Origin of the sequence: Mycobacterium gastri (assembly GCF_002102175.1) — a bacterium.
GTDB lineage: Bacteria > Actinomycetota > Actinomycetes > Mycobacteriales > Mycobacteriaceae > Mycobacterium > Mycobacterium gastri.
Genome location: NZ_LQOX01000048.1, coordinates 19,497 through 44,493, shown reverse-complemented (window position 1 = coordinate 44,493; position 24,997 = coordinate 19,497). Strand labels below are relative to the sequence as shown.

Below are 24,997 nucleotides of genomic sequence, written 5' to 3'. Positions count from 1 at the left end.
GCTCGCGACGTGGCCGAGCCGTTCCTGGTCGTCGGCCTGGGCAACCCCGGAGACACCTACGCGCGCACCCGACACAACCTCGGGTTCCTGGTTGCTGACCTGTTGGCCGCGCGGTTGGGCTCGAAATTCAAGGGACACAAGCGTTCCGGGGCCGAAGTCGTCACCGGCCGGCTGGCGGGACACTCGGTGGTGCTGGCCAAACCGCGCTGCTACATGAACGAGTCGGGCCGCCAGGTGGGCCCGCTGGCCACGTTCTACTCGGTGGCGCCCGCCGACATCGTGGTAATTCACGACGACCTCGACCTGGACTTCGGTCGCATCCGGCTCAAGATCGGCGGCGGTGAGGGCGGCCACAACGGGCTTCGCTCGGTAGCGGCAGCATTGGGCACCAAGGAGTTTCAGCGGGTGCGTATCGGCATCGGCCGTCCGCCCGGACGCAAGGACCCAGCGGCGTTCGTCTTGGAGAACTTCACCGCCGCCGAACGGGCCGAAGTCCCCACCATCTGCGAGCAGGCCGCAGACGCCACCGAGTTGCTCATCGACATGGGACTGGAGCCCGCGCAAAATCGAGTCCATGCCTGGCAGGGCTGATCGCCGCGGGCGGCGTCGGCGGTAGCCAAGCTAGTGCGTCGCCGCCGCGGCCTCGGCAACTTTGCGGATTGCCTGCGACACCTGCTGCCCGATGTCGGCGCGAGCCGGGTCGATGACGCTGAACAGCGGCGCCGGGTCGAAGTAGCTGATGTGCGCCGGACCGCGACTCTCCGCCCAGACCTGCATGCGCACCGGAACCACCGCGCCGATCGCTTGTGTGGCGCCGAAGAGCGTCTTGCCGATCTGCGGATTGCCGACAAAGAAACTGTGCGACCGCTGCAACTGCAGTCCGATCGCCTCGAGCCTGCTGGCCTGGTTCACATCGCCGAGGACGGTCATCCCATTCTGGTCGGCTGCGGTGTGTAACGCGCCAATCGTTCCCTCGAACGAGCTTGACGTGTCGATGGTGATGAATGTGGTGTCGACCTTCGTTACCTGAGGGGTTGCCTGAGGTGCGCCGCCGGCGCCCACCGCGGCTTCGGCGATGGTGCGGATCGATTGAGAAATCTGCTGCCCGGCGTCACCCAGAGCCGGGTCGACGGCGGTGAACTCCGGGGCCGGGTCGAAGTAGCTGATGTGCGCCGGACCATTGCCGTCCACCCAGACATGCACACGTACCGGGATCACCGCGCCGATCGCCTGAGTGGCGTCGAAAAACGTCTTACCGATCCGCGGATTGCCGACAAAGAAACTATGCGCCCCCGGCAATTGCAGCCCAGTAGCCGCCAGCACCGCGTCCTGGTTGAGGTCTCCGACGATCATCATCCCGTTGTCGGCGGCGGCCTTCTGCAGTGCGTCGACGGTAGCTTCGAACTTTTGGTTCGAGGTGTAGCTGATGAAGGTCGTCGAAACGGTCCGCGGCTGGCTTGCCCCACTGGTCGTTACCGGCGCATTCGTTGATTGCGGAGCACTATTTTTGGTGCTGCTGCAGGCAGCCACGATCAGAACGACCACGGAAAGGCCAGCGACAACTCTCAACACCGCCGCTCGTGAGGCGAACAACATGGGTATTGCTCCCTTCGGTTTCGATGGGGCCAGCTGTTCGGCAAGCAGCACTCCGCAGCGGTCACACATCATTCGGGCCGCCCATTATCGATCGGCCAGACCATTCCACCATTGGTTGGCTGTCCAGGCAGGTGGTTTGTACCGCCAATCCGGCGTAGCGGGCACCCACCGCATCCGCGAGCAGTCACAAAATCGCCCAATTTCCTTGGAAAAAGGGCGATTTTGCGACTGCTCGCGACCGAACGCTAGGTGACCAGGGTGACGGAATTGGCCCGTCGCAGCTTGCCCGACGGCGTCTTGGGAATGGTGCCCGGACCCAGAACCACGACATTGCGCGGACGCACGTCCACCTCGGCGACCACCTCGTGGGCCACCTGGTGTTCGATGCGGCGTACCTCGGCGGGGTCCTCGAAAGCGTTGGACTCCACCGCCACCGCGAAAGTCTCACGCGAATGCCCGGCGTCGAGCCGCACCGCCACCGCACAACCCGGACGCACCCCCTCGACCCGGCCGGCGGCCCGCTCGATGTCGGTCGGGTAGATGTTGCGGCCGGCCATGATAATGACGTCCTTCACGCGTCCGCAGACGACGACGTGCCCGTTCTCCATCCGGTAGCCGAGGTCACCGGTGTCATACCACCCCTGCGCGTCCTGCGCCGGGATGAATCCGCCCATCGTGATATAGCCCGGTGTCACCGACTCGCCCCGCAGCTCGATCACCCCGACGCCCCGCGGCGGCAGGATGTTGCCGTCCTCGTCGACGATGCGCGCCTCGATCCCTTGCAGCAGCGGGCCCAGCGAGGCCAACCGGCGGGTGTTGCCCTTGGCGGCCGGCACCGCGCGGCGCAGCGCGGCCAACAGGTCGGCGTCCACCTCGTCGACCACCAGACCGGCGGCGCACTCGGAGAACGCCACCGCGAGCGTGATCTCGGCCATCCCGTAAGCCGGCAGGATCGCCTGCGGTTTGAGCCCGAACGGCGCGCCCGCTTCGCACAGGTCCTCGACGTCGGCCGGCTCGACCGGCTCGGCGCCGGACAGCGCAAACCGCAACGTGGACAGGTCGAACTGGCCGGACTTGGCCTGCTTGCGCAGCCGCTTGGCGAACAGCGAATAAGCGAAGTTCGGGGCGGCCGTCATCGTGCCCCGGTACTTGTCGATCAGCTTGGCCCACAGCAGGGTGTCGCGCATGAAGTCCATCGGGGTGACTTTGACCAGCTCACCGCCGAAGTACATGGGCACGGTCAAGAAGCCGATCATCCCCATGTCGTGGAACAACGGCAACCAGCTGACCATCACGTCGGTGTCTGCGTTGTACTCGGCGCTGATGTACATCGCCTCGAGATTGGCGAACAGGTTGCGGTGGGTGATCTGAACCGCTTTCGGCGACCCTGTGGACCCGGACGTCAACTGCATCAACGCCAGATCGTCCTCGCCGGTCTCGATCGGGTCGACCGGGTCGGACGCCAGCAGTTGCTCGACCGTGAGTACCTTGATGCCGCGCTCCTGCAGCACCGGAGCGGCGGCCTGGAAGGGCTCGGAGATGATGACCGCCTTGGCCTCGATCATGTCGACCACGGTGGTGGTGTCCTCGGCCCACAACGCGAGGTCGGTGCGTGGGGTGGGCTGGTGCAGCATGGTCAGGCTGGCGCCGCGCATCCACAGCCCCTGAGCGGTCGGAGCGATTTCGACCGGTGCGCCGGCCAGCACACCGACCGCGTCGCCGTGGCCGACGCCGACGGCCGCCAAACCGCCGGCTATCTGCCGCGCCCGCTCATGGACTTCGCCCCAGGTGTGCCGAACCGGGGTGTGTGGTTCACCGGTCACCATGCCCTTGGTGGTCTCGCGGGCATTGCGGAACATCTTCTCGGTAAACCTGCTCAAAGCATCCTCCTCGGTTCCGGCCCCAAGGTCCGGGTTTCATGTTCCGCCTGCTGGACGGCACTTTGCGACAGGCGCGCGCACACAATTGGGAAGCGGTTAGGTCTCGGTTCGGTGATGGGCTGACAATCCAACGCCGGATCGCACGATGCGCAAGAGCCTGGCCCGATATCCGGGCCGAGGGTGGTTCGCGGACCGCCCGGCGCGTTGCCCGGCGGACGACGAAATCGCATTCCCTTGCTTACCGCTAGCCGTCACCGCCGATTATCTTAAGCAACTCTTAAGTAACTGCCAAACCCTTAGGTCGTTTGAGGCGGATTTCACAGCCGAGTCACACCCGGTTATTCGGGGGTTACCGGGGCCGGGACCACCCGGGCGCCCGGTACCGGTCCGGTGGCCACTCGCACGGTGCGGCACACACCCGCCCCCGACAGCTGCGCGCCGACGTCGATCGCGGACTCCGCCGAGGCACACAGGAACGCACACGTCGGACCCGAACCCGACACGATGCCGGCCAGCGCACCGGCCTCCACTCCCGCCCGCAGCGCGCGACGCAGCGCCGGGTCCAGGCTTACCGCGGCCGCCTGCATTTCGTTACCCAGCAGCGGCGCCAGCCGCTGCGGATCACCCGCTGCCAGCGCCGCCAGCACCGGTCCGGGTTCGCCGAGCCGCGGCGGGTCGCCCACCTCCCGGAGCCGATCAAGTTCGGTGAATACCGCCGGCGTGGACAGCCCGCTGTGCGCGAACGTCAGCACCCAGTGGAAGGTGTTGCGGGACAACACCGTGGCCAGCTCCTCACCGCGGCCGGTACCTAACGCGGTGCCCCCGTGCAGCGCAAACGGCACATCGCTGCCCAGCCGCTCGGCGAGCAGGCGCAGGTCGCGGCGAGGCAGGCTGAGTTCCCACAGGGCATTCATCGCGACCAGCACGGCAGCCGCGTCGGCGCTGCCGCCCGCCATCCCCCCGGCCACCGGAATGGATTTCTCGATGAGAATCGACACATCCGGCGCCCGGCCCACATGTTCGGCCATCAGCTCCGCCGCCTGCCAGGCGAGATTGCGTTCGTCGACGGGTAGTTCGTGCGCCCCTTCGCCGACGAGCTCCAGCGACAGCACATCGGCATTGCGCACCGTCACCTCGTCGACCAGCGAGACGGCATGAAACACCGTCGTCAGCTCGTGGTAGCCGTCGCCGCGGCGGTCACCGACCGCAAGGTACAGGTTCACCTTGCCGGGCACCCGAACGGTGACCGACCCGGTGGGAACCCACAACTCAGCGGTGTTGCCGTCCGACGCCCTGACCACCGCAGCAGACTATCGCTGTAACCGGCGAACCACACGCAACGGTGCCCGGCGGCTCATGGTCAACCGGCCGGGACCTGCTGTTCGCCGGCGGTGCCGCTGGTCTGTGCCACCGCGTCGGACCCCGGCCCAGAGCGCCGCAGCAAACGTACGAAATCGGCGATGGACAGCGTCTCACCGCGTCGGGCTGGGTCGATGCTGGCCGCGAGCAACCTATTCGCCGACTCGTTGCCCGAGCCTGCCCACTGGGCAAACGCGTTGCGGGACGTCTTGCGGCGCTGCGCGAAGGCGATGTCCACCAGTTCGAACACCTGCTGCCGGAACGCGCCGTCGGCCGGCCACGGTGACGTCTCGTACCGATCAATGCGGACCAGTCCGGAGTAGACGCGCGGGATGGGCCAGAAGACGGTCGGCGACACCATGCCGCAACGCCGGACCCGTCCGTAGAAGCGCACCTTGACGCTGGGCACGCCGTACTCCTTGCCACCCGGCTCGGCGGCAAGCCGTTCGGCGACCTCGGCCTGCACCATGACCGTCAGCACGCGGATGGACGGGAACTCGGCCAGCAGATGCAACAACGCCGGAACCGCGACGTTGTACGGCAGGTTGGCGACCACCGCGGTCGGCTCGACGGCCAAATCCTGCGGGTGCAGGCTCAAGATGTCGCGGTTGAGCACCGTAAGTCGCTGGACCTCACTGTGGGAATGTTCGGCCACGGTCTGCGGCAGCCGGGCGGCCAGTACCGGGTCGACCTCGACGGCCGTCACGGTCGCGCCGCGGTCGAGCAGCGCCAGCGTCAGCGAGCCCAGACCCGGCCCTACTTCCAGCACCTGGTCAGCCCGGGTGATCCCGGAGGCCGCAACCACCCGGCGCACCGTGTTGGCGTCGTGCACGAAATTCTGTCCGAGCGATTTTCGTGGCCGGAACTCGAGCTCTTTGGCCAGCCGCCTGATCTCGGTGCGTCCGAGCAACCGAATAGTCAGCGTGCCCCCGCAGGTCCGCTGCATACCGGCCAGGCGCCCCAGCCTTGGCGTTGACGGGTCACCTCGGCGACCGCGATCTGTTCTTCGCGGGTTGCCAGGTCGGCGCGGGGCGCATACCGCAGCCCGCCGTTGGCCTCCCAGGTGCCCTGGTCGAATTGCACACCACCGTAGTATCCATTGCCGGTGTTGATCGCCCAGTTGCCGCCGGCCTCACAGCCGGCGATGGCATCCCAGATGTCTCCGTCGCTCACCGGAGGAACGTCGGTGCCCGGCTTGGTGCCCACCCGCACCACCGCGTCGCGCGCCGGCGTCACCACGACGTTGGCGATCGGCAGCTTACCGGTGACCACGCCGTTGACCTCGGCCACCGCGAACGTCACATCCTGCTCACCGGGAGTCCCCGCGTCTTCGACGACCTTACGGCTCACGTTCATTTCCGGGTCTTCGATGCGACGCGCATTCGGCAGCAGCGGCAACCGTTCGGTGACCCGCTCGATGCGGTACCGGGTCACCTGGATCTGCATGCCGTCGGTAATCGGCGTCGTCGCGGCCGGCACCACCTGGTCGCTGCCCTGCAGCGGTACGCCGGCGGTGTCCAGCAGGCCCGCCACGTTGGGCGCCGCCAGGTGCACGGTACGCACCACCCCGCCGTCGTTGATCTCCACCGTCTTGGCGCTGACGACCGGCAGCGCCATCCCCGCCAGCGGGACCCGGCTGCCGCGGGAGGCGGCCGCAGGCGCGGTATCCGTCATGGCCAGCTGGGCCAGCGCTTCGTCCACCGTGGACGCCGTCGTCCAGACCTTCTTGACGTCGTGGCCGTCCAGCGAGATCTCCAGCGGGCGACTGCGCCGCAACACGATGTTCTCCGAATCGTGGACCACCACGTCCGCCGCGGGGTACAGGTCGTCGCGTGAGTCGACGGAAAAGCCATTCTCCTGCACGACGTCGATCACCCGCGACTTCATCGTGGTGACCCGCATCGCGGTTCCATCGACGGTCAGCGTCACGGTCTTGGCCGCCGAAACGGCGAACCCGCCGGCGAACGCCAGTCCCAGCAGTAAGGCGCCAACCACGAGGCGCAACATCGGTGATTCGGTTTGATGAAGTTTCGTAAGCAGATTCAATGTGCGACTATCCCCGACCTAACCAACAACCTCAGCAACGACCCAGCAGCAAGTTCCAGACATTTCAGCCGAATTCAGCTGAAAACGCCAAAATGGGCCCCAGAGGCCCACCCGTACGATCACAAGACGGTAACGAACCGATCAAAGCTGAGCAACTCCGGCGCGCCGGGTGTTAGGGCGGCCCACCGGTGGTGTGACTCAGTTCATATGCCCGCTCGGCATTGCTCGTGGTGATCTGGGCGACTTCCTCGGGACGACGATCGACCAGCTCAGCCAGCGCCCGAACGGTGTAGGGCAGGCAATACGGCTCGTTCGCTGTGCCCCGGTAGGGGTGCGGGGTGAGAAACGGCGCGTCAGTTTCTACCAGAACCTGCTCCGGCGGTATCAGCGCAACAGCTTCCCGGAGGTCTCGCGCGTTGCGGAAGGTCACAGTTCCGGAAAGACTCAGCAACCATCCGGCGGCCACACACTCGCGGGCCATCGCGCTGCCCGACGAGAAGCAGTGAAAGATCACGGTGTCCGGTGCGCCCTCGGCCCGCAGCACGTCGAGCACCTCACGGTCGGCCTGCCGATTGTGGATCATCAACGGTTTCCCGGCGCGCTTGGCCAGGTCGATATGCCACGCGAAGGCCTCGCGTTGCACGCCGGGCTGCGCGCACCCGTCGAGGCGGCCCGGCCAATACATATCCATCCCCGTCTCGCCGACCGCGACGACACGCGGATGGGCCACGAGTTCCTCGATTTCGGCGCGCGCGGCGTCGGTGAGCGCGTCGGTGCGGGTGGGGTGCAGTGCCACCGCGGCGTAGACCCGCGGATCCCACTCGGCCGCCCTGGTCACCCAGCGCGCCGATTCCAGGTCGTCGGCAATGGTGACCACCGCGCGTACCCCGACGGCCGCGGCCCGGTCGACGATGTCAGCGACGCCTCGAGCGTCGCGGGCGCCGCACGCATCGAGGTGGGTGTGCGCGTCGACCAGCGGGGCCAACGGCTCCGGGGCGGGCGGCGCTTCTCGTTTCGTGGGGCGGTTGGAGCTCACGCGCACACAATAGGGCGACCCAATAGGGTGGAGTTCCGATGAAGCCATTGCAGCCCTACTACGTCACCACTGCGATCACCTACCCCAATGCCGCGCCGCACTTGGGGCACGCCTATGAGTACATCGCCACCGACGCGATCGCCCGGTTCAAGCGGCTGGACGGCTTCGACGTGCGTTTCTTGACCGGGACCGACGAGCACGGTCTCAAGGTGGCGCAAGCCGCGGCGGCCGAAGGGCTGCCCACCGCCGATCTGGCGAGGCGCAACTCCGACGTGTTCCAGCGGCTGCAGCAACGGCTGAACATCTCTTTCGACCGGTTCATCCGCACCACCGATCCCGACCACTACGAGGCCTCCAAGGCCATCTGGCGGCGGATGGAGGCGGCCGGCGACATTTACCTGGACACCTATTCCGGGTGGTACTCGGTCCGCGACGAACGGTTCTTCGTCGAATCGGAGACCGCATTGCTTGACGACGGCACTCGGGTGGCCACCGAAACCGGCACACCGGTGACCTGGACCGAGGAGCGGACCTATTTCTTTCGGCTCTCGGAATATGCCGACAAGCTGCTGGCCCACTATGCGGCCAACCCGGACTTCATTGCGCCCGAGGTACGGCGCAACGAGGTGGTCAGCTTCGTCTCCGGCGGGCTGCGTGATCTGTCGATATCCCGCACGTCGTTCGACTGGGGCGTCCCGGTGCCCCACCATCCCGACCACGTCATGTACGTCTGGGTCGATGCGCTGACCAACTATTTGACCGGGGCCGGCTATCCCGATACCAACTCGGAGTTGTTTCGCCGTTACTGGCCCGCGGACCTGCACATGATCGGCAAGGACATCATCCGGTTTCACGCGGTGTACTGGCCGGCGTTTCTGATGTCAGCCGGAATCGAGCTGCCCCGAAAGGTTTTCGCGCACGGTTTTCTGCTCAACCGCGGCGAGAAGATGAGCAAGTCGGTGGGCAACGTGATCGACCCGGTGGAACTGGTCGAGACGTTTGGCGTGGACCAAGTGCGCTACTTCCTGTTGCGCGAGGTGCCGTTCGGCCAGGACGGCAGCTACAGCGAAGGAGCAATCATCACCCGGATCAACGCAGATCTGGCCAATGAGCTCGGCAACCTGGCCCAGCGCTCGTTGTCCATGGTTGCCAAGAACCTGGGCGGGATTGTGCCCCAACCCGAGGAGTTCTGCGACGCCGACACCGAGTTGCTGGCCACGGCCGACGGGTTGTTGGATCGGGTGCGCGCCCATTTCGACTGTCAGGCAATGCATCTGGCGTTGGAAGCGATCTGGCTGATGCTTGGCGACGCGAACAAGTACTTTTCGGCGCAGCAGCCGTGGGTGCTGCGCAAAAGCGAATCCGAGGCCGATCAGGCGAGGTTTCGCACCACGCTCTACACCACGTGCGAGGTGGTACGCATCGCGGCGTTACTCGTGCAGCCGGTCATGCCGGAATCGGCCGCCAAGATGCTGGACCTACTGGGCCAACCCGAAGACCAGCGGGCGTTCGGCGCCGTCGGTACCCGGCTCGCGCCGGGCACCCAGCTGCCGCCGCCCGTGGGGGTATTCCCGCGCTACCAGCCACGAGCATCAGGCACCGAAGTCGAGTGAGCGGAACGAGCGCAGCGAGTGACGGGAACGAGACGAACAATCCAGCGCAGCATCCGGCCCGGCAGCAAAGTCCAGGCGGCAAAGGGTCGAACGCCGGACACCCCGGTCCCGGGCCCGTCATCCGGAACGGGGACAACTCGGCACGGGTCATAGTTGCTTTGTGCTACAAGCACATTCGTTGCCGCTCGCTGCTGCGGCCGACTCGGCGCCGTCGTCAACGACCGGCTATCGCCCAGCGCATCGGGACAACGAGCAGCGGCCCGTGTCGCGAACCCTCAGCGAACTCTGACTTACCGGAAACCGCCCGGCCAACTCGCAGTCATGGGCAATAATCAGGGGCTGTGGAGCGTCGACGGAACCGGCAAGCTAGCCAATCGCCGATGATCGCCTTGAAGCAGTTGCCGGCGCTGGTCGTTCTGGAGCGGATTCCGGTTCCCGTGCTCGCCACCGGAGATGACGGCAGCATATTGTTCACCAACACCGCATTCGCCCAGATGGTGGGCCGTGAACGGGACGAGGTGCTGTCGCTGCGGTTCCACGAGATCTTCCATCAGTGCCCGGATTCGGAATCTTCGACGCTCTCGTTCGTCCATGCGCTGGCCAACATGGCCGTCGAGTTGGCCCACAAGGACGGATCGGTGGTGCGAGCACTGATGAGCAGGTCGGCCCTACGACGTGCGGACGACAATTTTGCCCTCGCGGTGTTCCAGGACCTGACTGAACGACTGTGGGAAGAGGAGCGCTGACTTCCCGCTGGTGCTGCCATAACGGCTGGCGGCGGACATCACCGCGCGCGGCCGCGATCAATGACGGCTACGCATCGCCTCGCGAGCCAGGAATTCCCGGAAATAGGGCAGCGACGTTTCAACGGTCATGCCGGGAAGCAGGAGTTCCCACAGCTGACCCAATCGCTGCCCGGGGCCCTCGACTCGGTACCCATTGGCGCCGGGTCGGGATAACGCGATGGAAAGCAACCGCATCCCGAACGTCGCGCCTACGATCGACTCGCCGACCAGTTCGGGATCGATGTCGTCCCGCAGATCACCTTCGGCAATTGCCCGCCGGGCCTGGTCGGCCATCTCCCCCACCCAGGTGCGGAGAAACTGCGCGGCTGCGGCGTTGAATCCGCCAAGAACAGCGGTTAGTTGCCCGGCCTCACGTGCCATCTTGTCGGCACTGAGCAGATGTGCGACGGCGAAGGTGCCGTGAATCATGTTCTCCAGGGCGGGCGACGCCGACCCGCATACGTTGCGAAACGCAGCGAGAAGCGCGTCGGAGCCTTCCTCGATGATCGCTGACGCCAACACTTCTTTGGAATCAAAGTGGTGGTAGAGGGCACCTTTGGTCATGCCCGTGCGCTCGATGATGGCGCCCCAGCCGGCGGCCGCGTACCCGACCTCGCCGAAAACGTCGACGGCGGCATCGAGGATCTTTCGCCGGGTTACCTCGGATCGGGCCTGGCGTGCCATCGCTCCCGTACCTCCGCCAGTGCGGTGGCTCCGATGAGGCTCCGCACCTCCGCATCGCTTACTTTCCTGGTCAGCCGGCTAGCCTCACAGCCGCCGCCATGGCTTTGATCTTTGTCAACTCGACGCCACCTGGGCCGTTGCCGAGCGGATGGCCAGCGCGGTCCGCCGCGTCACGAACTGCGTGAAGTAGTCGAGTCTGTCCGGCTGCACTATTCCGCTCAGCACCAGCAACCAGCTCTTCTCGAGATCACCGAGAAACCGCTCCGGTACGTCCAGGTCGCTGGCCTGCCGCAAACCCAGGTACATCGACACGATTAGACGGCCAACGTCTTGCGGTTCGCACCCTTCGGCCACGTCGCCTTCGACGATCGCGCGCCGTACCACAGCCGCCAGAGCTTCGATCCACCCGTCCAGCAACTTCGCCTGCAGGCCTGCGGTACGGCCGACCGAGTCGAGCAGGTGTAAGGCCGCCCTGGCCATGTCCTGACTGATATCGCGGACGGCGATCAGGTAAACGAAGTCGACCAACGTCTCTAGGCCGGAAAGCTGCCTGGCCAGCAGTTCCTCGACGGCAACCCGACCCGCGGCGGTGTGTCGCTCGATGATGGCCACGGCCAGCGCGTGCTTGGACCGGAAGTGGAAATATATCGCACCCTTGGTGAGCTGCGCCGCCGCGAGAATGTCGTCGAGCCCGACATCGTGGTACGCGCGCCGGGCGAACTGATGCGCGGCGGCCTGCAGAATCTGCTGGCGCGTGGTGTCCGCTCGCCCAGTCGTCGAGTCGGTCGTAACCTGAGCCGAAGAATTCATGCGCGCCGCCGCCGATGCTGACGCTGCGCCTTGGTGGCGGCTGTTTCCAGGCTCTGTCGAGCGGTTCCGAAACCGGAACCACCGGCCGGGACGATCGCCTTCACCTTCGCGATGCCCTCCTCGAGCGGGGAAGCCAGATGGTCATCTGGTGACGGCTTACCGGCTATGCCCCAGGTTGCATTCCAATTTCGAGGGTATCAGTCCGGTTTCTCGCGGCGACGTTTCACGCAGGGCAGCTCTATCCGCTAAACGAAATACTCCCGGTACGTTTATTGGATATTTCCATGCGAGCGGTCCAAGACGGACTTCGGCCTGGCCAACCCGCCTCACGCACCGTTCGTTGCGGTCTGCACGTCGCGCGGGATGTCGAGCGTCGCAACGGGATAAAAGCCGGAATCGTCGCGGTCGTCGCGGGCCAACTGCATCGGAGGGTAATTGACCACATGCGAACCGTTCGGCTTGTGCTGTTGCCAATCTATCGACGCTCGCAACGTGTAATGCCCCGCCGGTAAGCCGGCCAGCGCGACGCGAACCGTCTCGGAGGCCGACGCCGGCACGGGCTGCTGGGCGCTGCGGTCCCCGGGCGCCTCCGGGACCAGCGACTTCAGATCCACGCTTGCGGGCAACGTCCGAACCGTCTTCCCGGTGAAATCCACCAATCGGTAACCCGGGGCCCATTTCTCGGTCGCGGCCGCGGAGCCGTAATTGGTCCAGACAACCGAGATCGTCGCGACTTTGCCGTCGTTGCTGAGCCCCTGCGACCCGGGTTTGGCCTCCACCGAGTACCGGTAGCCCGCGGTCGCATTGGCCTGCGCCCACAGCACATACAGCTTGGGGTCCATCGGCGAGGTCGCATTCCCGTCCGGAAAGTTGACACTTGCGGTCATCGAGACGTGATATCTCATGACGTCGCGCAGTCCCTTCTCGTAGTAGGCCTGCCGCGTTGTTCCGCTGGGCAGCTGGCACCATTCGGTGATCACCGGGGCCGTCGACAGCCGCTTGCGCAGCGCGGCGACAACCGGATCGTTGGTCTGCACGTAGTGGGCAGCGCTTCCGTCGGCCCATGCCGGCATGGGCGCATAGACGCCCAGGCAGTCCGAGCGGATGCCCACCGGCGCGGCGAGCTTGTTGGTGACGTCGTCGGCGAGCAGTTCCCGGACGATCTCGGGGTTGGCGGCGCTGGTCACCAGTTGGGTGCGGGGAAAGGCGCTGACATTCGCCTCGACCAGGCGCTGAATGGACGCCTTGGTGATGTTCTGATCCCGGAACTGGCTGTAATACCCCAATGCCGCAACGCTGTCGCCGGGTGCCGGACCGGCGGCGCCCAGCGAGTCGCGCAGATAGGCGATGTGGTTTTCACTGAAATCCCCGTACCCGGAGAATTCGAAAACGCTAAGTCGTTCGTCGCCGTCGTAGCGGCGACCCAGTGCCGCCAGCAGCTGTGTGAAGTCGTTGAGATAGGTCGGATCGTTGAAGTTCGGCACCACCTGCAGCACCCCCACCGCGGCACCGCTCGTCGGCCCGGGATAGGTCGTATTGGTGCCCGGTCGGGCGCGCTCCCAGTCGGGAATCGCGATGTTGGTGTTGTTGGGATACGTCGCGTTGCAGCAGGAGTTGTAGGCGTACACCCGAAGCGTCAGCCGCATGCGCCGCTCGGCGAGCCGGTTCAGCGTGTCGTCGATCACGCTGAAGTCGTATCTGCGCTCGTCGGGAGCGTCCGGCGGCAGCGTGGCCGGGTCGGCGGGCTGCAGCTGACGCCACGAGACCCGCAGGCTGGCATCGTAGGACGCGGGCCACGCCGGGTACCGCTGCTGGGCCGGATCACGTTGCGGGAAAAGCGGTTCCAAGAGGTCTTCGTATTGGCCACGCAGCGGGTTGGGTATCTCCTGGACCGTCGACGGTATAGCCGGACTGACCATCGCGGTCAGCGGGCTGTTGTCGGGTTGGTGGCTGCTGCATCCGGTGAGCACCCCAGCAGGCAGCAGGACGGCGCACGCGGCAGCGATCGATGATTTTCTAATTGCTCGATCCATTTTCACATTTGAGCTAGATCGCGCCGAGCGTCAGTGCCTCGCGGTCGGCGAGGAACGGCATCGGCATCCAGCGAGCGGACAGTAACGCCTCCATGGCGTTGCCGGGGACGGGGCGCGACAACAGGAATCCCTGCGCGCGGTGGCAACCGTGCTGCATCAAAGTCAGCGCGGCAGCCGGTGTTTCGACTCCCTCGGCGACCACTTGCAGTCCGAACGCCTCGGCGAGGCCGATGATGGCCCGGACGATCGCCAGGTCGCCGGCGTTGGTACCCAGGTCGCGGACGAAGCCGGTGTCGATCTTGAGCATGTCGACGGGAAGTGACTTCAGATGCGACAACACAGCGTAACCGGTGCCGAAGTCGTCGATGGCAACCTGGACACCGACTTCCTTGAGCTCTGACAACGTCTTCCGAGTCGCCTCGATGTCGTGAACGACAGCGCGTTCGGTGATTTCCAGGCACACCGATCCGCCGTCGATGCCGAACTCCTCGATGGTGTCGGCGACACTGCGGACAAAGCCGCGGGTAATCAGCTGGACGGGCGACACATTGATGCGCAACACCGCGCTCTGCCCGACGCCGTTCTTGCGCCACCGGCTGAATTCGGCGCACGCGCTGCGCATCACACATCGGCCGAGTTTGCCGGCGAGGTTGGCGGACTCGGCCACCCCGATGAACGAGTCCGGCAGCAGCAACCCCCAAATGGGGTGGCGCCAGCGAACCAGCGCCTCGGCCGCCACGACCGCGCCGGTCCACAGGTCGACCTCGGGCAGATAGTGCAGCAGCAACGCATCGCTATCGATATCGCCCTGCAGATGCAACTCGATGTCGTTACGGAACGCGCTCTTGAGCGACATGTCGTCGGTGGACAGCGCCACCTGGTTGCCGCCGGCGCGTTTGGCGGTCAGCACCGCTTCGTCGGCCTGGCGCAGCAGATCGCTGCCGTCATCGCGGGCCGGCGTGCCCATGGCCAGACCGATGCTCACCGTCCGGGTGATCTGATGGCCACCAATTGCCAGCCGCTCCCGCAGCATTGCCGAAAGCCGGCGGGCGAACGATTCGGCGGCGCCTTTGGACATCGCCTGGTCGGGGATCACGACGAACTCGTCGCCGCCCAGTCGGGCGATCATGCTTTGGCCGCCGACGCACCCGCGAAGACGCTGAGCAAAGACCCGGATGAACCAGTCGCCGGCGTTGTGGCCCAGATAGTCGTTGATCGACTTCAGTCGGTCGAGGTCCAGGTACAGCACGGCGACGGGCCCGGGTTTACCCGCCGCGAGCCGTTCGGACAGATGCGCCAGCAGCGCACGGCGGTTATGCAGACCGGTCAGATCGTCGTGCTCAGCCAGGTAGCGCAACTTCTCTTCGGCGGCGATCCGCGCCTGCAGCTGTGCGAACAACGCCGCGACGGCCTCGAGCGTGTTGATCTCTTCATGCCTCCACTTCCTGGCGCCGAACTTCACGAAGCCGAGCACGCCGGTGGTCGTCTCGCCCGAGACCAGCGGGGCCGCAGCCACCGATGGCGACGCCGCCTGGGTAGAGCCGCCCCCCCAGCGCCGGAAGAACCGGTTGCTGCTGTGCGGCTGGATGACAACCGGCTTCCTGCCGTGCTCGCACTGGGTGAGCACCGGGTCGGCGCTGGTGAAGTGGACGACGGCCTGCGGGTCCGGGTCCGCAACGTCACGCCGCGGCGGCCACTCCGCCACCAGGACCGAGGCGCGAATCTCGTGGTCGTGGTGCCGCAGGAAGCTGGCGTCCACATCGAACTGCCCGACCAGTTGAGCGAGCACCCGCTGGCTCACCTGCGTCGCGGTGGATGCGGTCGCCTCCATCAGCTGGGTGGCTACGGAGGTGACGACGAGGTCCAAGCTGCGCGGCAAGGGATCCCCTCCGATGTGTGCACGTGTCCAAATGTGGGCGACTATTCGGTTGACGGACGGTATTAGGGGTCGCTCCTGTCGAATGCTCGCCGCTGCGCATTGAAGGGGCCCTGGTCTGCCTGGTTGTCTACCGGGTTCACCTGGGAATTCAGGTCCATTTTCGTTGCGACAGCCTAACATGGCGCCCCATTTCACCCGCCCGGAATTCAGCACACGCATCGCTCCAATGTGTAAGCGCCGACCTCGATTCCGGCGCCTCGACATGTCTTGCTTTGTCGCTGACATGTCGAGGGCCAATGCTGTTCACCATCGCCTACGAAATCCTCGGCTCGGCAACCGAATCCGCGGATGTGCTGCAGGACGGCTATGTGCGGTTTGCCGCCGTCGACCTGGAGACGGTGCGCGACACCAAGTCGTACCTGGCTCAGCTGGTCACTCGGGCGGTGTTCGTGTTGCGCGAAGTGTTCGGATTCGACTACGCCGAGATCGCCGACGCGTTCGGCAAGTCCGCGCCGGCAGTGCCCCAGATCGCCCACCGCTCCCGCGAACACGTGCGGGCGCGGCGCAAGCGATACGGCGCGCGGCCGATCGACCCGCAACGCCACGCCCAGATCACCGCACAGTTCCTGGACACGGCCGCCAGCGGCGACAAGATCACCAACTTCTACGTGATGCGCAATCCCGAGAAGCTGACGGCATTGGCCAGCCCGGGCGAGATCAGCCGCGGCTGATCGCCAACTCCTGGCGTGCGAATATCCGCCACTCTGTCAAGCTAGGGCGGTGCGAATCGATCGGCTCGGCGACCTTGGCGGGGCACCCCAGGTGCTGCGCGCTGTCGCTCGTGCCACCGTCCGACTGGGTTTGGCGCCGCCGGCCGCGTTGACCGGCGAATGGTTCGGCGCGCTGGCGGTGATCGCACCGAGTGTGTCGGTCCAGCCGGTGGACCGCGGCGACGCGTTTCCGGTCCGCGAAGCCGCCGGGGAACAGATAGCGCCCGTCTCGGGCGCGGTGGGCGGCGGCTGGGTCGGCTATTTGTCTTACCCCGATCCCGGCGCGGACGGGCGGGGAAGCCGAATCCCCGAAGCCGCCGGCGGCTGGACCGATTGCGTGCTGCGCCGCGACCGCGACGGCCGCTGGTGGTACGAGAGCCTGTCGGGCGCACCCATGCCGGACTGGCTGGTCAGTGCCCTGGCGACGACCCCGGCGCCGGCCGGCCGGCCGGTGCCGGGGGCCTGCCGGATCGACTGGGCAGCGGCCGACCGGGAAGCTCACCGCAGCGGGGTGCTGGCCTGCCTGGCGGCGATCACCGCCGGCGAGGTCTACCAGACCTGCGTGTGCACGCAGTTCATCGGGACCGTCAGCGGGTCGGCGCTGGACTTCTTTATCGACTTCGTCGACGCTGCTCGCACCTCCCCCTCCCGAGCAGCCTATGTCGGCGGCCCGTGGGGCGCGGTGGCATCGCTATCCCCGGAGCTTTTCCTGCGACGCCACGGCACCGTCGTGGCCTCCAGCCCGATCAAGGGCACGCTGCCGCTGGAGGCCTGGCCGTCGGCGCTGCGGGCGTCACCCAAGGAAGTGGCCGAGAACATCATGATCGTGGACCTGGTCCGCAACGACCTTGGCCGAGTGGCCATTACCGGCACGGTCACCGTGCCCGAGCTACTGGTGGTGCGCCGCGCGCCGGGCGTATGGCACCTGGTTTCCACCGTGGCGGCCCAAGTTCCGGCCGAGTTGCCGATGTCGGCGCTGCTGGACGCCGCCTTCCCGCCGGCGTCGGTTACTGGAACACCCAAACTGCGGGCCCGCCAACTGATTTCGCAATGGGAGCAGCACCGTCGCGGAATATATTGCGGCACAGTTGGTTTCGCATCACCAGTAGCCGGTTCCGAACTCAACGTCGCGATCCGCACCGTGGAATTCGACACCGCGGGCAACGCCGTCCTGGGCGTTGGCGGCGGGATCACCGCGGACTCCGACCCCGACGCCGAGTGGCAGGAATGCCTGCACAAGGCCGCACCGATTGTCGGGATGGCAGCCCCTCCGACGGCCACTCGGGTCGGCTAGTCAGCAAACTGCGGCGAGGTGTAGCTCGGCGGAATTTCGCATAACGCCCACATGGCACCCCTGGTACGCCTAAGCTCCTAACCGACGACCCGCGCGTGTATCGCGTGGTCGAATGGGAGGTCCGTCATGAGAGTCGGTGTCGTCGGCGTTGCGGCCGCGGCCATGGTGGGGGGGACGCTGGCGGTTACGCCGCTGACGATGAGCGGGCCGATGGGCAGTCCGAACCAAGGGACGTGTGCCGCCGGCCAGCAATGCGACCGCCTGGCCTCCGTTCTGATGCCCGGGACCAGTGCACAGCCGGGCAAACCCGCGCAGGCGGCGCCGGCGCCGGCGCAGTTACCGACCGACGCGCTGACCCCCGTCTTGGCGCCCCGAGCCGCGCCGGAGGCCGCCCGCGCGGTGCCCGGGGTGGCCTCGCCGCTGGGCCCGGGACTGCCTGGTGTCACCGACTTGGGTCCGGCCGCCCTGCCCGCCGCTCCGCCCTTGCCGAACGCGGCCCTTCCGCCGGGCCCCGGCCTGCCTGACATCGGCACGCCTTACATCGGCACGCCTTACCTCGGAATTCCCGGCGTCGGTCTGCCCGGCGTACCGAACCTGGCCAACGGACCTGCCGCGGTCGGTACGGCCACCTCGGTCGTGAACGGCATCCTGGGGATCGGCGGCACCATCGCGGGCGTCACGACGTCCACCGCGCTGGCGGTCACGTATGTGGTGCTTGCCTACAACTCCTTGCAGTCCTCGGGCATCCTGCCGCAACTCAACTCAACCGCCAACACCATCGGCTCCATGCTGTTCCCCTCGGGGCTACCCTCGGTCGGCTTGCCGACATTGAGTCTGCCGGGTCTGCCGGCCCTGCCGGGGGTGTCGCCGGCAGGCCTGATCGCGCTGGCGGGGGTAGGCGGCCTGCCGAACGTGAGCTTGCCGAGTCTGCCGGGAGTATCGCCGACGAATCTGCTGGGGCTGGCGGCCGCCGGACTGCCCGGTCTGCCCGCAGTGTCGCCCACGGACGTGGTCGCACTGGCAGCCGGTGGTTTGCCGCAGCTCGCGACCGCTCTGCCGGGGCTGCAGGCCGGTCTGCCGGCACTGCCGGGTGTGGATCCGGCGATGCTGGCCGCGGCACTGCCGGCGCTGGCGGCAGGGCTGCCGGGCGGCCTTCCGGCAGTTGATCCGGCGATGCTGGCCGCGGCACTGCCCGCACTGACCGCCGGCGGCCTGCCGGGCGGTTTGCCGGCGCTGCCGGGCGGTCTGCCGGCGTTGCCGGGTGGTCTGCCGGCGCTGCCGGCTCCGGCGCTGCCTCCGCCGCCACAGCTGCCGACCATCCAGGGACCCCCCATTCCCCCGCACCCGCAGTTGTGCACACCGACAATCGGTCCCATCGGGGGTTCCTGCACACCCTGACCTGGAGCGGGACGCACCGGTCCAAACGCTAGGGCGCCGCGTCGGTTTCGCGGCGGGCCAGCAGGACCGCATCGTAGAGCTGACGTGAGCGCACGCCCTGATGCGCCGCGGCCACCTCGCTGCAGGCGTCCTTGACGCGGATACCGCCCGCGACCAGGTTCTCGACCTCCTCGACCAGCGACTGCAGGTCGGTGCATGGGGTCGCGCCGGCGCCGGCGAGTACCACGGTGATCTCGCCGAGCACGCCGCCGCTCGCCCAGTCCGCCAACTCGTCGAGCGATCCACGCACCACTTCCTCATGCACCTTGGTCAGCTCCCGGCAGACCGCGGCCGGACGCGCCCCGCCGAGCTGTTCGACGGCATCGCGCAGACACGCGGCCAGCCGCCTCGGGGATTCGAAGAACACGCAGGTGCGCTGCTCGTCGGCCAGCGACGCCAGCCACGCCCGGCGCGCCGCGCCCTTGCGCGGGGCGAACCCCTCGAAACAGAACTTGTCCGACGGCAGACCGGACACCACCAGCGCGGTGGTCACCGCCGACGGCCCGGGCAAGCAGGTCACCGTAATCCCGGCATCGATACTGGCCGCGACCAGTCGATATCCCGGATCGTTGATCACCGGCAATCCGGCGTCGCTGACCACCAGCACCGTGGCGCCGGCTTGCATCGCGTCGACCAGCGCCGTCACCCGCAACGCCTCGACCCGGTCAAACAGGCTCACCACCCGCCCGCTGATCTCGACGTCAAGCGCCCTGGCCAACGTTTTCACCCGGCGGGTGTCCTCGGCCGCCACCACATCGGCGCCGGCCAACGCGTCGATCAGGCGTGGCGACGCATCAGCGGGCTGGCCCAACGGGGTAGCCCCGAGCAACAGGCGGCCGGAACTCATGACGGACAGCCTACGATCGAGCTGATGACCGCCCCGCCCCAACAAACTCCCGGCCTGGCCGAGGAGCGTGCGGCACCCGTCATCAGCCCCGGACCGCTAGTACCGATCGCCGATTTCGGGCCGGTAGACCGGATGCGCGGCTGGATTGTCACCGCCGTGATCACGCTGCTCGCCGCCATCACCCGGTTCTTGAACCTCGGTTCACCGACCGACGCCGGCACTCCGATCTTCGACGAGAAGCACTACGCCCCCCAGGCCTGGCAGGTGCTGCACAACCACGGCGTCGAAGACAATCCCGGCTTCGGTTTGGTCGTCCATCCCCCGGTCGGCAAGCAGATGATCGCGATCGGCGAGGCCCTGTTCGGTTACACCGGGTTCGGGTGGCGGTTCAGCGGCGCGGTATTGGGCGTCATCCTGGTGGCGCTGGTGACCCGGATCGTCCGGCGGATCACCCGCTCGACCCTGGTCGGGGGTATCGCCGGCGTCTTGCTGATCTGTGACGGGGTCAGCTTTGTCGCCGCGCGGACCGCGCTGCTGGACGGCTTCCTGACGTTCTTCGTGGTTGCGGCTTTCGGCGCCCTCATCGTCGACCGCGATCAGGTTCGCCAACGCATGCATGTCGCGCTGACCGAGAACCGGGTCGCCGAGACAGTGTGGGGACCACGGTTGGGGGTGCGCTGGTGGCGGTTCGGCGCCGGGGTGCTGCTCGGATTGGCCTTCGCGACCAAGTGGTCCGGTCTGTACTTCATCGCGTTCTTCGGCGCGATGTCGTTGGCGTTCGACGTGGCAGCACGCCGCCAGTACCAGGTGCCGCGGCCGTGGTTGGGGACGCTGCGGCGCGACCTGGTCCCTACCGGATATGCGCTGGCGTTCATCCCGTTCGCGGTCTACCTGGCCAGCTATGCCGGCTGGTTCGCCTCCGAGACCGCGATCGACCGGCATCAGGTAGGTCAGACCATCGGCCCGGACAGCGTCATCCCGCTGCCCGACGCGGTTCGCTCGCTCTGGTACTACACCGCCAAGGCATTCCACTTCCATGCGACGCTGACGAATTCGGCCGGCAACCACCACCCGTGGGAGTCCAAGCCGTGGAGCTGGCCGATGTCGTTGCGGCCGGTGCTGTATGCCATCGACCAACAAAACGTGTCAGGCTGCGGTGGCCAGTCGTGCGTCAGAGCCGAGATGCTGGTCGGCACTCCGGCCATGTGGTGGCTGGCGGTGCCGGTCCTGTTGTATGCGGCCTGGCGGATGTTCGTCCGGCGGGACTGGCGCTATACGGTGGTGTTGGTCGGCTACTGCGCGGGCTGGTTGCCGTGGTTCGCCGACATCGACCGGCAGATGTACTTCTTCTATGCGGCGACAATGGCGCCGTTTCTGGTGATGGCCATCGCGCTGATTCTCGGCGACATCCTCTACCAACCCGGTCAGGGCCGGGAGCGGCGCACCCTGGGGCTGATCATGGTGAGCTGTTATATGGCTGTGGTGGTGACCAACTTCGCCTGGCTGTTCCCGATACTCACCGGCCTGCCGATCTCACAGCAGACCTGGAACATGGAGATCTGGCTGCCCAGCTGGCGGTGACGGCTTCGGATTGCGTCGAAATTGCCGTTACGGCTGTGGTTGGGCCACCATCCACGACCATGGCGGCAATCTCGACACATGCCCTAAAGCGGATCGCGGGCGGCTGGGCAGCACATGCAACGCGGCCCGCCGCGGCCGGTGCCCAGCTCCGAGCCCGCGATGGTCAGCACCTCGATGCCGGCCGCCTCCAACCGGGCGTTGGTCTGCGCATTGCGTTCGTAGGCGACGACGACACCTGGCGCCAGCGCCAAGGTGTTGTTGCCGTCGTCCCATTGTTCGCGTTCGGCGACGACGGGGTCCAGGCCGGTGTCGATGACCCGCAGCTTGTCGATGCCCATCGCGTCGGAAGCAGCCCGCACAAATGGGGCCGCGTCGCTGATCGCCACGCCATTGGGCGAACGCTGGATGGTGAACGCCGAGAGGTTGTCGACGACGGCGGCATACATCACCACGGTGTCGACATCCACCATGGTGCACACGGTGTCCAGATGCATTTGCGCACGCTTCTGGGCGATCGGCACCGCAAGCACGGTGTGCGCAAGGTCGTCGTCGAACAGGCTGCGCGCCAACGCTTCCGCGCCGGCCGGGCTGGTACGCTCGCCGACCCCGACGGCAACCACACCCGGGGCCAGCAACAGCACGTCGCCACCCTCGACGGGAGCGGTGCGTGATTCGTAGGCCCGCCGCACCCCGGTGAACCGCGGGTGATGGGCATAGATGATGTCGGTCAACGACGCCTCACGGACCCGCGCCCGCAGCGCCAGCGACGGGATGACCACCCGCGGACCGATCCAGATCGACGAGTCGCGGGTGAACACCAGGTTCGGTAGTGGCTCGATGACGAAATCCCCGCCATGGTGCATGCGGACCACCAGCGACACGTCGGTCCGGATATCGGGCGGCAGCTCGTTGAACGTCATCCCAGCCGTCAGCACATGCGCCAGCCGGACCGGGTCCAAACTACGCAAATACGCCGAAAGCTGTTGCGCCAGCGGCAATCCGAGCCGGCGCGAGTCAACCGCGGCGGCAACGCCCTGCATCCTGGCGGCCCCGCTGTCCAGTGCCTCGGTCAGCAGCTGCGACAGCAGCAGCACCTCCACCCCGCGCGAGCGCAGTAGTTCGGCGAACTCGTCATGCTCCTCCTGCGCGCGCGACACCCAGGGCAGCCCGTCGAACAGCAGCTGGTCGCTGTTACGCGGGGTGAGCCGGCGCAGTTCGGTGCCGGGGCGGTGCAGGATGGCGACCCGTAGCGTGCCCACCTCGGAATTGGATCCCAACTCGATGCCCACAGCTCAAACCGTAGCCGTGCCGAAGGGCGCGTCACGCACCGAATCCTCGAACTGGTGTGCGATAAACTTGCGGTCGTGGCGTTCGCGGTTCAGGGCTCGCTGTTCGAGCACAACGAGCGAAGACAACTCGGCAACGGCGCCTATATCGACATCCGCGCGGGCTGGCTGCAGGGCGGCGATGACCTGCTGGCTGCGCTGCTGAACACGGTGCCGTGGCGCGCCGAACGGCGCCAGATGTACGACCGGGTGGTCGACGTGCCGCGGCTGGTGAGTTTTCACGACCTGACGGTCGAGAACCCGCCGCATCCGCAACTCGCTCGGATTCGCCGGCGCCTCAACGACATCTACGGCGGTGAACTGGGTGAGCCGTTCACCACCGTCGGGCTGTGCTACTACCGGGACGGCTCCGACAGTGTCGCTTGGCACGGCGACACCATCGGCCGCAGCAGCACTGAGGACACCATGGTGGCGGTCGTCAGCCTCGGCGCGACCCGGGTATTCGCGCTGCGCCCGCGCGGCGGCGGAACCTCGTTGCGCTTCCCGCTGGCGCACGGCGACCTGCTGGTGATGGGCGGATCGTGTCAACGCACCTGGGAGCATTCGGTGCCCAAGACGTCGGCGCCGACCGGTCCGCGGGTCAGCATCCAGTTCCGGCCCCGCGACGTGCGCTAGCGGCGCTTGATGAGGGCGAGGTTCAACCCCGGATCGCGGCCACCGCCTTGACCAGCAGGTCGCGGGCCCGCTGGACATCGACCGGCGCAACCGGCTGATTCGGAATCACCAAAGGGTTGGCGATCACGTTGACCTGGTAGTAACCGAACTGCGCTGAGTAGTCGTAAAGTTCGCCGGTGCGGGCCGACCCGTCGACCAGCGCCTGCAGCACGCGGTGCACGCCCAGCGTCTGGGTGCCGTCGATGTGCGGCGCGGCAACCACCTCGATGCCGCCTCGCACCTGTGCGCCGGAGAAGGCGATCCGGCCGCATTCTTTACCCGGGTCGATGAACGGCAGCTGCTGTGAGGTCTCCACCGCGATCACCACGAACCGGTTGCCGTTGCCCTCGGCGGTGACGGCGGCCATATTGCCCTGCACACCGGACGGCATCTGTGGCCCCAGGGCCGCTTTGGCACAGTTCGCCGGATCGAAACTCAGGCCGTCGGGCAGCTTGCGGGCCGCGAAGAACTGTGGATCGATAGCCCTGGGCGGGACGTCGTTGACCGTGAACCCCGGTCCGAAACTGGACTTCACGTCGATGACCTTGGCGATGTCGGCCTTCGGCGACTGGGAGGCGCCCGGCGAACAACCGACCAGCAGGCACACCGCGGCCAGCGCCAGCACCACCTTCGACATCGTGGCCACCCTACCCAACGGGGATGCTCAGTCGCGTAACGTCGACACCGTTTTGACCAGCAGATCGGCGGCAAACTGCGGCGGCAGCGGCGGAAGCATGGACCCGGGGTCGGTGGTCAGCGTGGTGAATGCGTAGTAGTCGCCCAGGTAGGCGACGAAAGCATATGTGCGCGAATCGATTTGGGTGCCGGACTCTACGGCGGTGCGGACGTCGGCAACCATACCGAGGGTTTGCGCGCCGTCGATGCGCGGCGGGTCGACGAGACGGATGCCGGCGGTGGTGTGTCCGTCCGACATAGTCCACTGCGCACAGCCGGCAACCGCGTCGTTTCCCGGCACCACCGGTCCCGGCCGCACGGCCACCACGACGGCGTCGACAATGCCACCCGCACCCGATCCGGACACGCCCTGTGCAGACTGGTCGCGGCCGTTGCCGGGGTCGGTGAGGATCGCGCATGGTGCGGGCTGGGCGGTCGCGTTGGAGCCAAGGCTGAAGATCACTCGCGGTGACACCGCCGCGGGAATGTCCTTGGTCACTTCGTAACCTGGCGGCAGCTCACGGCTGAGTCTTTTGATGTTGGCCGGGTTGACGGTCGCGGGATGAGCCGACGGCGAGGTGCGGGTCGCCTCGGTCACCGGCGCCGGCGAATGCGCACATGCTGCCGCCAGCACCGTCACCATCACGCCAATCCACAACGGCCGCATGGTCG

General features: G+C 66.8%; 22 protein-coding genes. 8 read left to right on the top strand and 14 right to left on the bottom strand.

Going from position 1 to position 24,997, the window contains the following annotated elements; genetic code table 11:
- Nucleotides 1–9: 9 nt before the first annotated feature.
- Nucleotides 10–591, top strand: coding sequence for an aminoacyl-tRNA hydrolase (gene pth, locus AWC07_RS03460; protein ID WP_036413117.1), 582 nt, complete (start codon nt 10–12; stop codon nt 589–591).
- Nucleotides 592–621: 30 nt separating this feature from the next.
- Here the strand turns inward: pth and AWC07_RS03455 are convergent, their stop codons facing one another.
- The 6 genes from AWC07_RS03455 to AWC07_RS03430 form a co-directional block, all read right to left on the bottom strand.
- Nucleotides 622–1,596, bottom strand: a complete 975-nt coding sequence (locus tag AWC07_RS03455) for a DUF302 domain-containing protein (protein ID WP_036413136.1) — start codon at nt 1,594–1,596, stop codon at nt 622–624.
- 245 nt (nt 1,597–1,841) lie between these two features.
- Complete coding sequence (locus tag AWC07_RS03450; protein WP_036413119.1) at nt 1,842–3,476, bottom strand: fatty acyl-AMP ligase; 1,635 nt, start codon at nt 3,474–3,476, stop codon at nt 1,842–1,844.
- 338 nt (nt 3,477–3,814) lie between these two features.
- Complete coding sequence (locus AWC07_RS03445; RefSeq protein ID WP_051507980.1) at nt 3,815–4,777, bottom strand: 4-(cytidine 5'-diphospho)-2-C-methyl-D-erythritol kinase; 963 nt, start codon at nt 4,775–4,777, stop codon at nt 3,815–3,817.
- Nucleotides 4,778–4,836: 59 nt separating this feature from the next.
- Nucleotides 4,837–5,781, bottom strand: a complete 945-nt coding sequence (rsmA, locus tag AWC07_RS03440; RefSeq protein ID WP_036413121.1) for a 16S rRNA (adenine(1518)-N(6)/adenine(1519)-N(6))-dimethyltransferase RsmA — start codon at nt 5,779–5,781, stop codon at nt 4,837–4,839.
- Nucleotides 5,754–6,881: a resuscitation-promoting factor gene (locus tag AWC07_RS03435; protein ID WP_036413122.1), complete on the bottom strand. Its 1,128-nt coding sequence runs from the start codon at nt 6,879–6,881 to the stop codon at nt 5,754–5,756. The genes rsmA and AWC07_RS03435 overlap by 28 nt, the downstream gene beginning before the upstream one ends.
- Before the next feature lie 172 nt (nt 6,882–7,053).
- Nucleotides 7,054–7,923: a TatD family hydrolase gene (locus AWC07_RS03430; RefSeq protein ID WP_036413124.1), complete on the bottom strand. Its 870-nt coding sequence runs from the start codon at nt 7,921–7,923 to the stop codon at nt 7,054–7,056.
- A 41-nt stretch (nt 7,924–7,964) separates the two neighbouring features.
- On the opposite strand from AWC07_RS03430, the gene metG reads away from it, so the two are divergent.
- Both metG and AWC07_RS03420 read left to right on the top strand, forming a co-directional pair.
- Nucleotides 7,965–9,530 carry a methionine--tRNA ligase gene (gene metG, locus AWC07_RS03425; protein WP_036413139.1) on the top strand — a complete coding sequence of 522 codons (1,566 nt, stop codon included), beginning with the start codon at nt 7,965–7,967 and terminating at the stop codon, nt 9,528–9,530.
- A 380-nt stretch (nt 9,531–9,910) separates the two neighbouring features.
- Nucleotides 9,911–10,276, top strand: coding sequence for a PAS sensor domain-containing protein (locus AWC07_RS03420; protein WP_051507982.1), 366 nt, complete (start codon nt 9,911–9,913; stop codon nt 10,274–10,276).
- Between the two features lie 57 nt (nt 10,277–10,333).
- On the opposite strand, the gene AWC07_RS03415 is transcribed toward AWC07_RS03420, so the two are convergent.
- The 4 genes from AWC07_RS03415 to AWC07_RS03400 form a co-directional block, all read right to left on the bottom strand.
- Nucleotides 10,334–10,999, bottom strand: a complete 666-nt coding sequence (locus AWC07_RS03415) for a TetR/AcrR family transcriptional regulator (protein ID WP_036413128.1) — start codon at nt 10,997–10,999, stop codon at nt 10,334–10,336.
- 114 nt (nt 11,000–11,113) lie between these two features.
- Complete coding sequence (locus tag AWC07_RS03410) at nt 11,114–11,809, bottom strand: TetR/AcrR family transcriptional regulator (RefSeq protein ID WP_036413130.1); 696 nt, start codon at nt 11,807–11,809, stop codon at nt 11,114–11,116.
- Between the two features lie 326 nt (nt 11,810–12,135).
- Nucleotides 12,136–13,842: a hypothetical protein gene (locus tag AWC07_RS03405; protein WP_036413132.1), complete on the bottom strand. Its 1,707-nt coding sequence runs from the start codon at nt 13,840–13,842 to the stop codon at nt 12,136–12,138.
- 13 nt (nt 13,843–13,855) lie between these two features.
- Nucleotides 13,856–15,721 carry a putative bifunctional diguanylate cyclase/phosphodiesterase gene (locus AWC07_RS03400; RefSeq protein WP_085104952.1) on the bottom strand — a complete coding sequence of 622 codons (1,866 nt, stop codon included), beginning with the start codon at nt 15,719–15,721 and terminating at the stop codon, nt 13,856–13,858.
- Between the two features lie 296 nt (nt 15,722–16,017).
- Between AWC07_RS03400 and AWC07_RS03395 the strand changes: the two genes are divergently transcribed.
- The 3 genes from AWC07_RS03395 to AWC07_RS03385 all read left to right on the top strand — a co-directional run bounded on the left by AWC07_RS03395 (nt 16,018) and on the right by AWC07_RS03385 (nt 19,183).
- Nucleotides 16,018–16,452: a sigma factor-like helix-turn-helix DNA-binding protein gene (locus AWC07_RS03395; protein ID WP_051507988.1), complete on the top strand. Its 435-nt coding sequence runs from the start codon at nt 16,018–16,020 to the stop codon at nt 16,450–16,452.
- A 49-nt stretch (nt 16,453–16,501) separates the two neighbouring features.
- Complete coding sequence (locus AWC07_RS03390; protein ID WP_208622348.1) at nt 16,502–17,785, top strand: aminodeoxychorismate synthase component I; 1,284 nt, start codon at nt 16,502–16,504, stop codon at nt 17,783–17,785.
- Between the two features lie 126 nt (nt 17,786–17,911).
- A complete protein-coding gene (locus tag AWC07_RS03385; RefSeq protein ID WP_036413204.1) occupies nt 17,912–19,183 on the top strand; it encodes a hypothetical protein in 1,272 nt (423 codons plus the stop codon).
- 28 nt (nt 19,184–19,211) lie between these two features.
- Here the strand turns inward: AWC07_RS03385 and rsmI are convergent, their stop codons facing one another.
- Nucleotides 19,212–20,069: a 16S rRNA (cytidine(1402)-2'-O)-methyltransferase gene (gene rsmI, locus AWC07_RS03380; RefSeq protein WP_036410769.1), complete on the bottom strand. Its 858-nt coding sequence runs from the start codon at nt 20,067–20,069 to the stop codon at nt 19,212–19,214.
- A gap of 24 nt (nt 20,070–20,093) precedes the next feature.
- Here rsmI and AWC07_RS03375 point away from each other — a divergent pair, with 24 nt between their 5' ends.
- Nucleotides 20,094–21,650, top strand: a complete 1,557-nt coding sequence (locus AWC07_RS03375; protein WP_036410771.1) for a dolichyl-phosphate-mannose--protein mannosyltransferase — start codon at nt 20,094–20,096, stop codon at nt 21,648–21,650.
- An 83-nt stretch (nt 21,651–21,733) separates the two neighbouring features.
- Here the strand turns inward: AWC07_RS03375 and arcA are convergent, their stop codons facing one another.
- Nucleotides 21,734–22,939, bottom strand: coding sequence for an arginine deiminase (gene arcA / locus AWC07_RS03370; protein ID WP_036410773.1), 1,206 nt, complete (start codon nt 22,937–22,939; stop codon nt 21,734–21,736).
- 75 nt (nt 22,940–23,014) lie between these two features.
- Between arcA and AWC07_RS03365 the strand changes: the two genes are divergently transcribed.
- Entirely contained in the window at nt 23,015–23,611 is a 597-nt protein-coding gene (locus AWC07_RS03365; protein WP_208622347.1) for an alpha-ketoglutarate-dependent dioxygenase AlkB, read from the top strand.
- Between the two features lie 22 nt (nt 23,612–23,633).
- Here AWC07_RS03365 and AWC07_RS03360 read toward each other — a convergent pair whose 3' ends face one another.
- Together AWC07_RS03360 and AWC07_RS03355 are read right to left on the bottom strand one after the other, a co-directional pair.
- A complete protein-coding gene (locus AWC07_RS03360) occupies nt 23,634–24,287 on the bottom strand; it encodes a DUF5642 family protein (protein ID WP_036410806.1) in 654 nt (217 codons plus the stop codon).
- 27 nt (nt 24,288–24,314) lie between these two features.
- Complete coding sequence (locus AWC07_RS03355) at nt 24,315–24,992, bottom strand: DUF5642 family protein (protein WP_036410776.1); 678 nt, start codon at nt 24,990–24,992, stop codon at nt 24,315–24,317.
- Between the last annotated feature and the right edge of the window lie 5 nt (nt 24,993–24,997).

Coding starts and splice junctions, on each gene's coding strand:
- AWC07_RS03455 (WP_036413136.1), bottom strand. CDS start 1,596: ATGTTGTTCGCCTCACGAGCGGCGGTGTTGAGAGTTGTCGCTGGCCTT.
- rsmA (WP_036413121.1), bottom strand. CDS start 5,781: ATGCAGCGGACCTGCGGGGGCACGCTGACTATTCGGTTGCTCGGACGC.
- AWC07_RS03420 (WP_051507982.1), top strand. CDS start 9,911: ATGATCGCCTTGAAGCAGTTGCCGGCGCTGGTCGTTCTGGAGCGGATT.
- AWC07_RS03415 (WP_036413128.1), bottom strand. CDS start 10,999: ATGGCACGCCAGGCCCGATCCGAGGTAACCCGGCGAAAGATCCTCGAT.
- AWC07_RS03410 (WP_036413130.1), bottom strand. CDS start 11,809: ATGAATTCTTCGGCTCAGGTTACGACCGACTCGACGACTGGGCGAGCG.
- AWC07_RS03405 (WP_036413132.1), bottom strand. CDS start 13,842: ATGGATCGAGCAATTAGAAAATCATCGATCGCTGCCGCGTGCGCCGTC.
- AWC07_RS03395 (WP_051507988.1), top strand. CDS start 16,018: ATGCTGTTCACCATCGCCTACGAAATCCTCGGCTCGGCAACCGAATCC.
- AWC07_RS03385 (WP_036413204.1), top strand. CDS start 17,912: ATGAGAGTCGGTGTCGTCGGCGTTGCGGCCGCGGCCATGGTGGGGGGG.
- rsmI (WP_036410769.1), bottom strand. CDS start 20,069: ATGAGTTCCGGCCGCCTGTTGCTCGGGGCTACCCCGTTGGGCCAGCCC.
- AWC07_RS03375 (WP_036410771.1), top strand. CDS start 20,094: ATGACCGCCCCGCCCCAACAAACTCCCGGCCTGGCCGAGGAGCGTGCG.
- AWC07_RS03360 (WP_036410806.1), bottom strand. CDS start 24,287: ATGTCGAAGGTGGTGCTGGCGCTGGCCGCGGTGTGCCTGCTGGTCGGT.
- AWC07_RS03355 (WP_036410776.1), bottom strand. CDS start 24,992: ATGCGGCCGTTGTGGATTGGCGTGATGGTGACGGTGCTGGCGGCAGCA.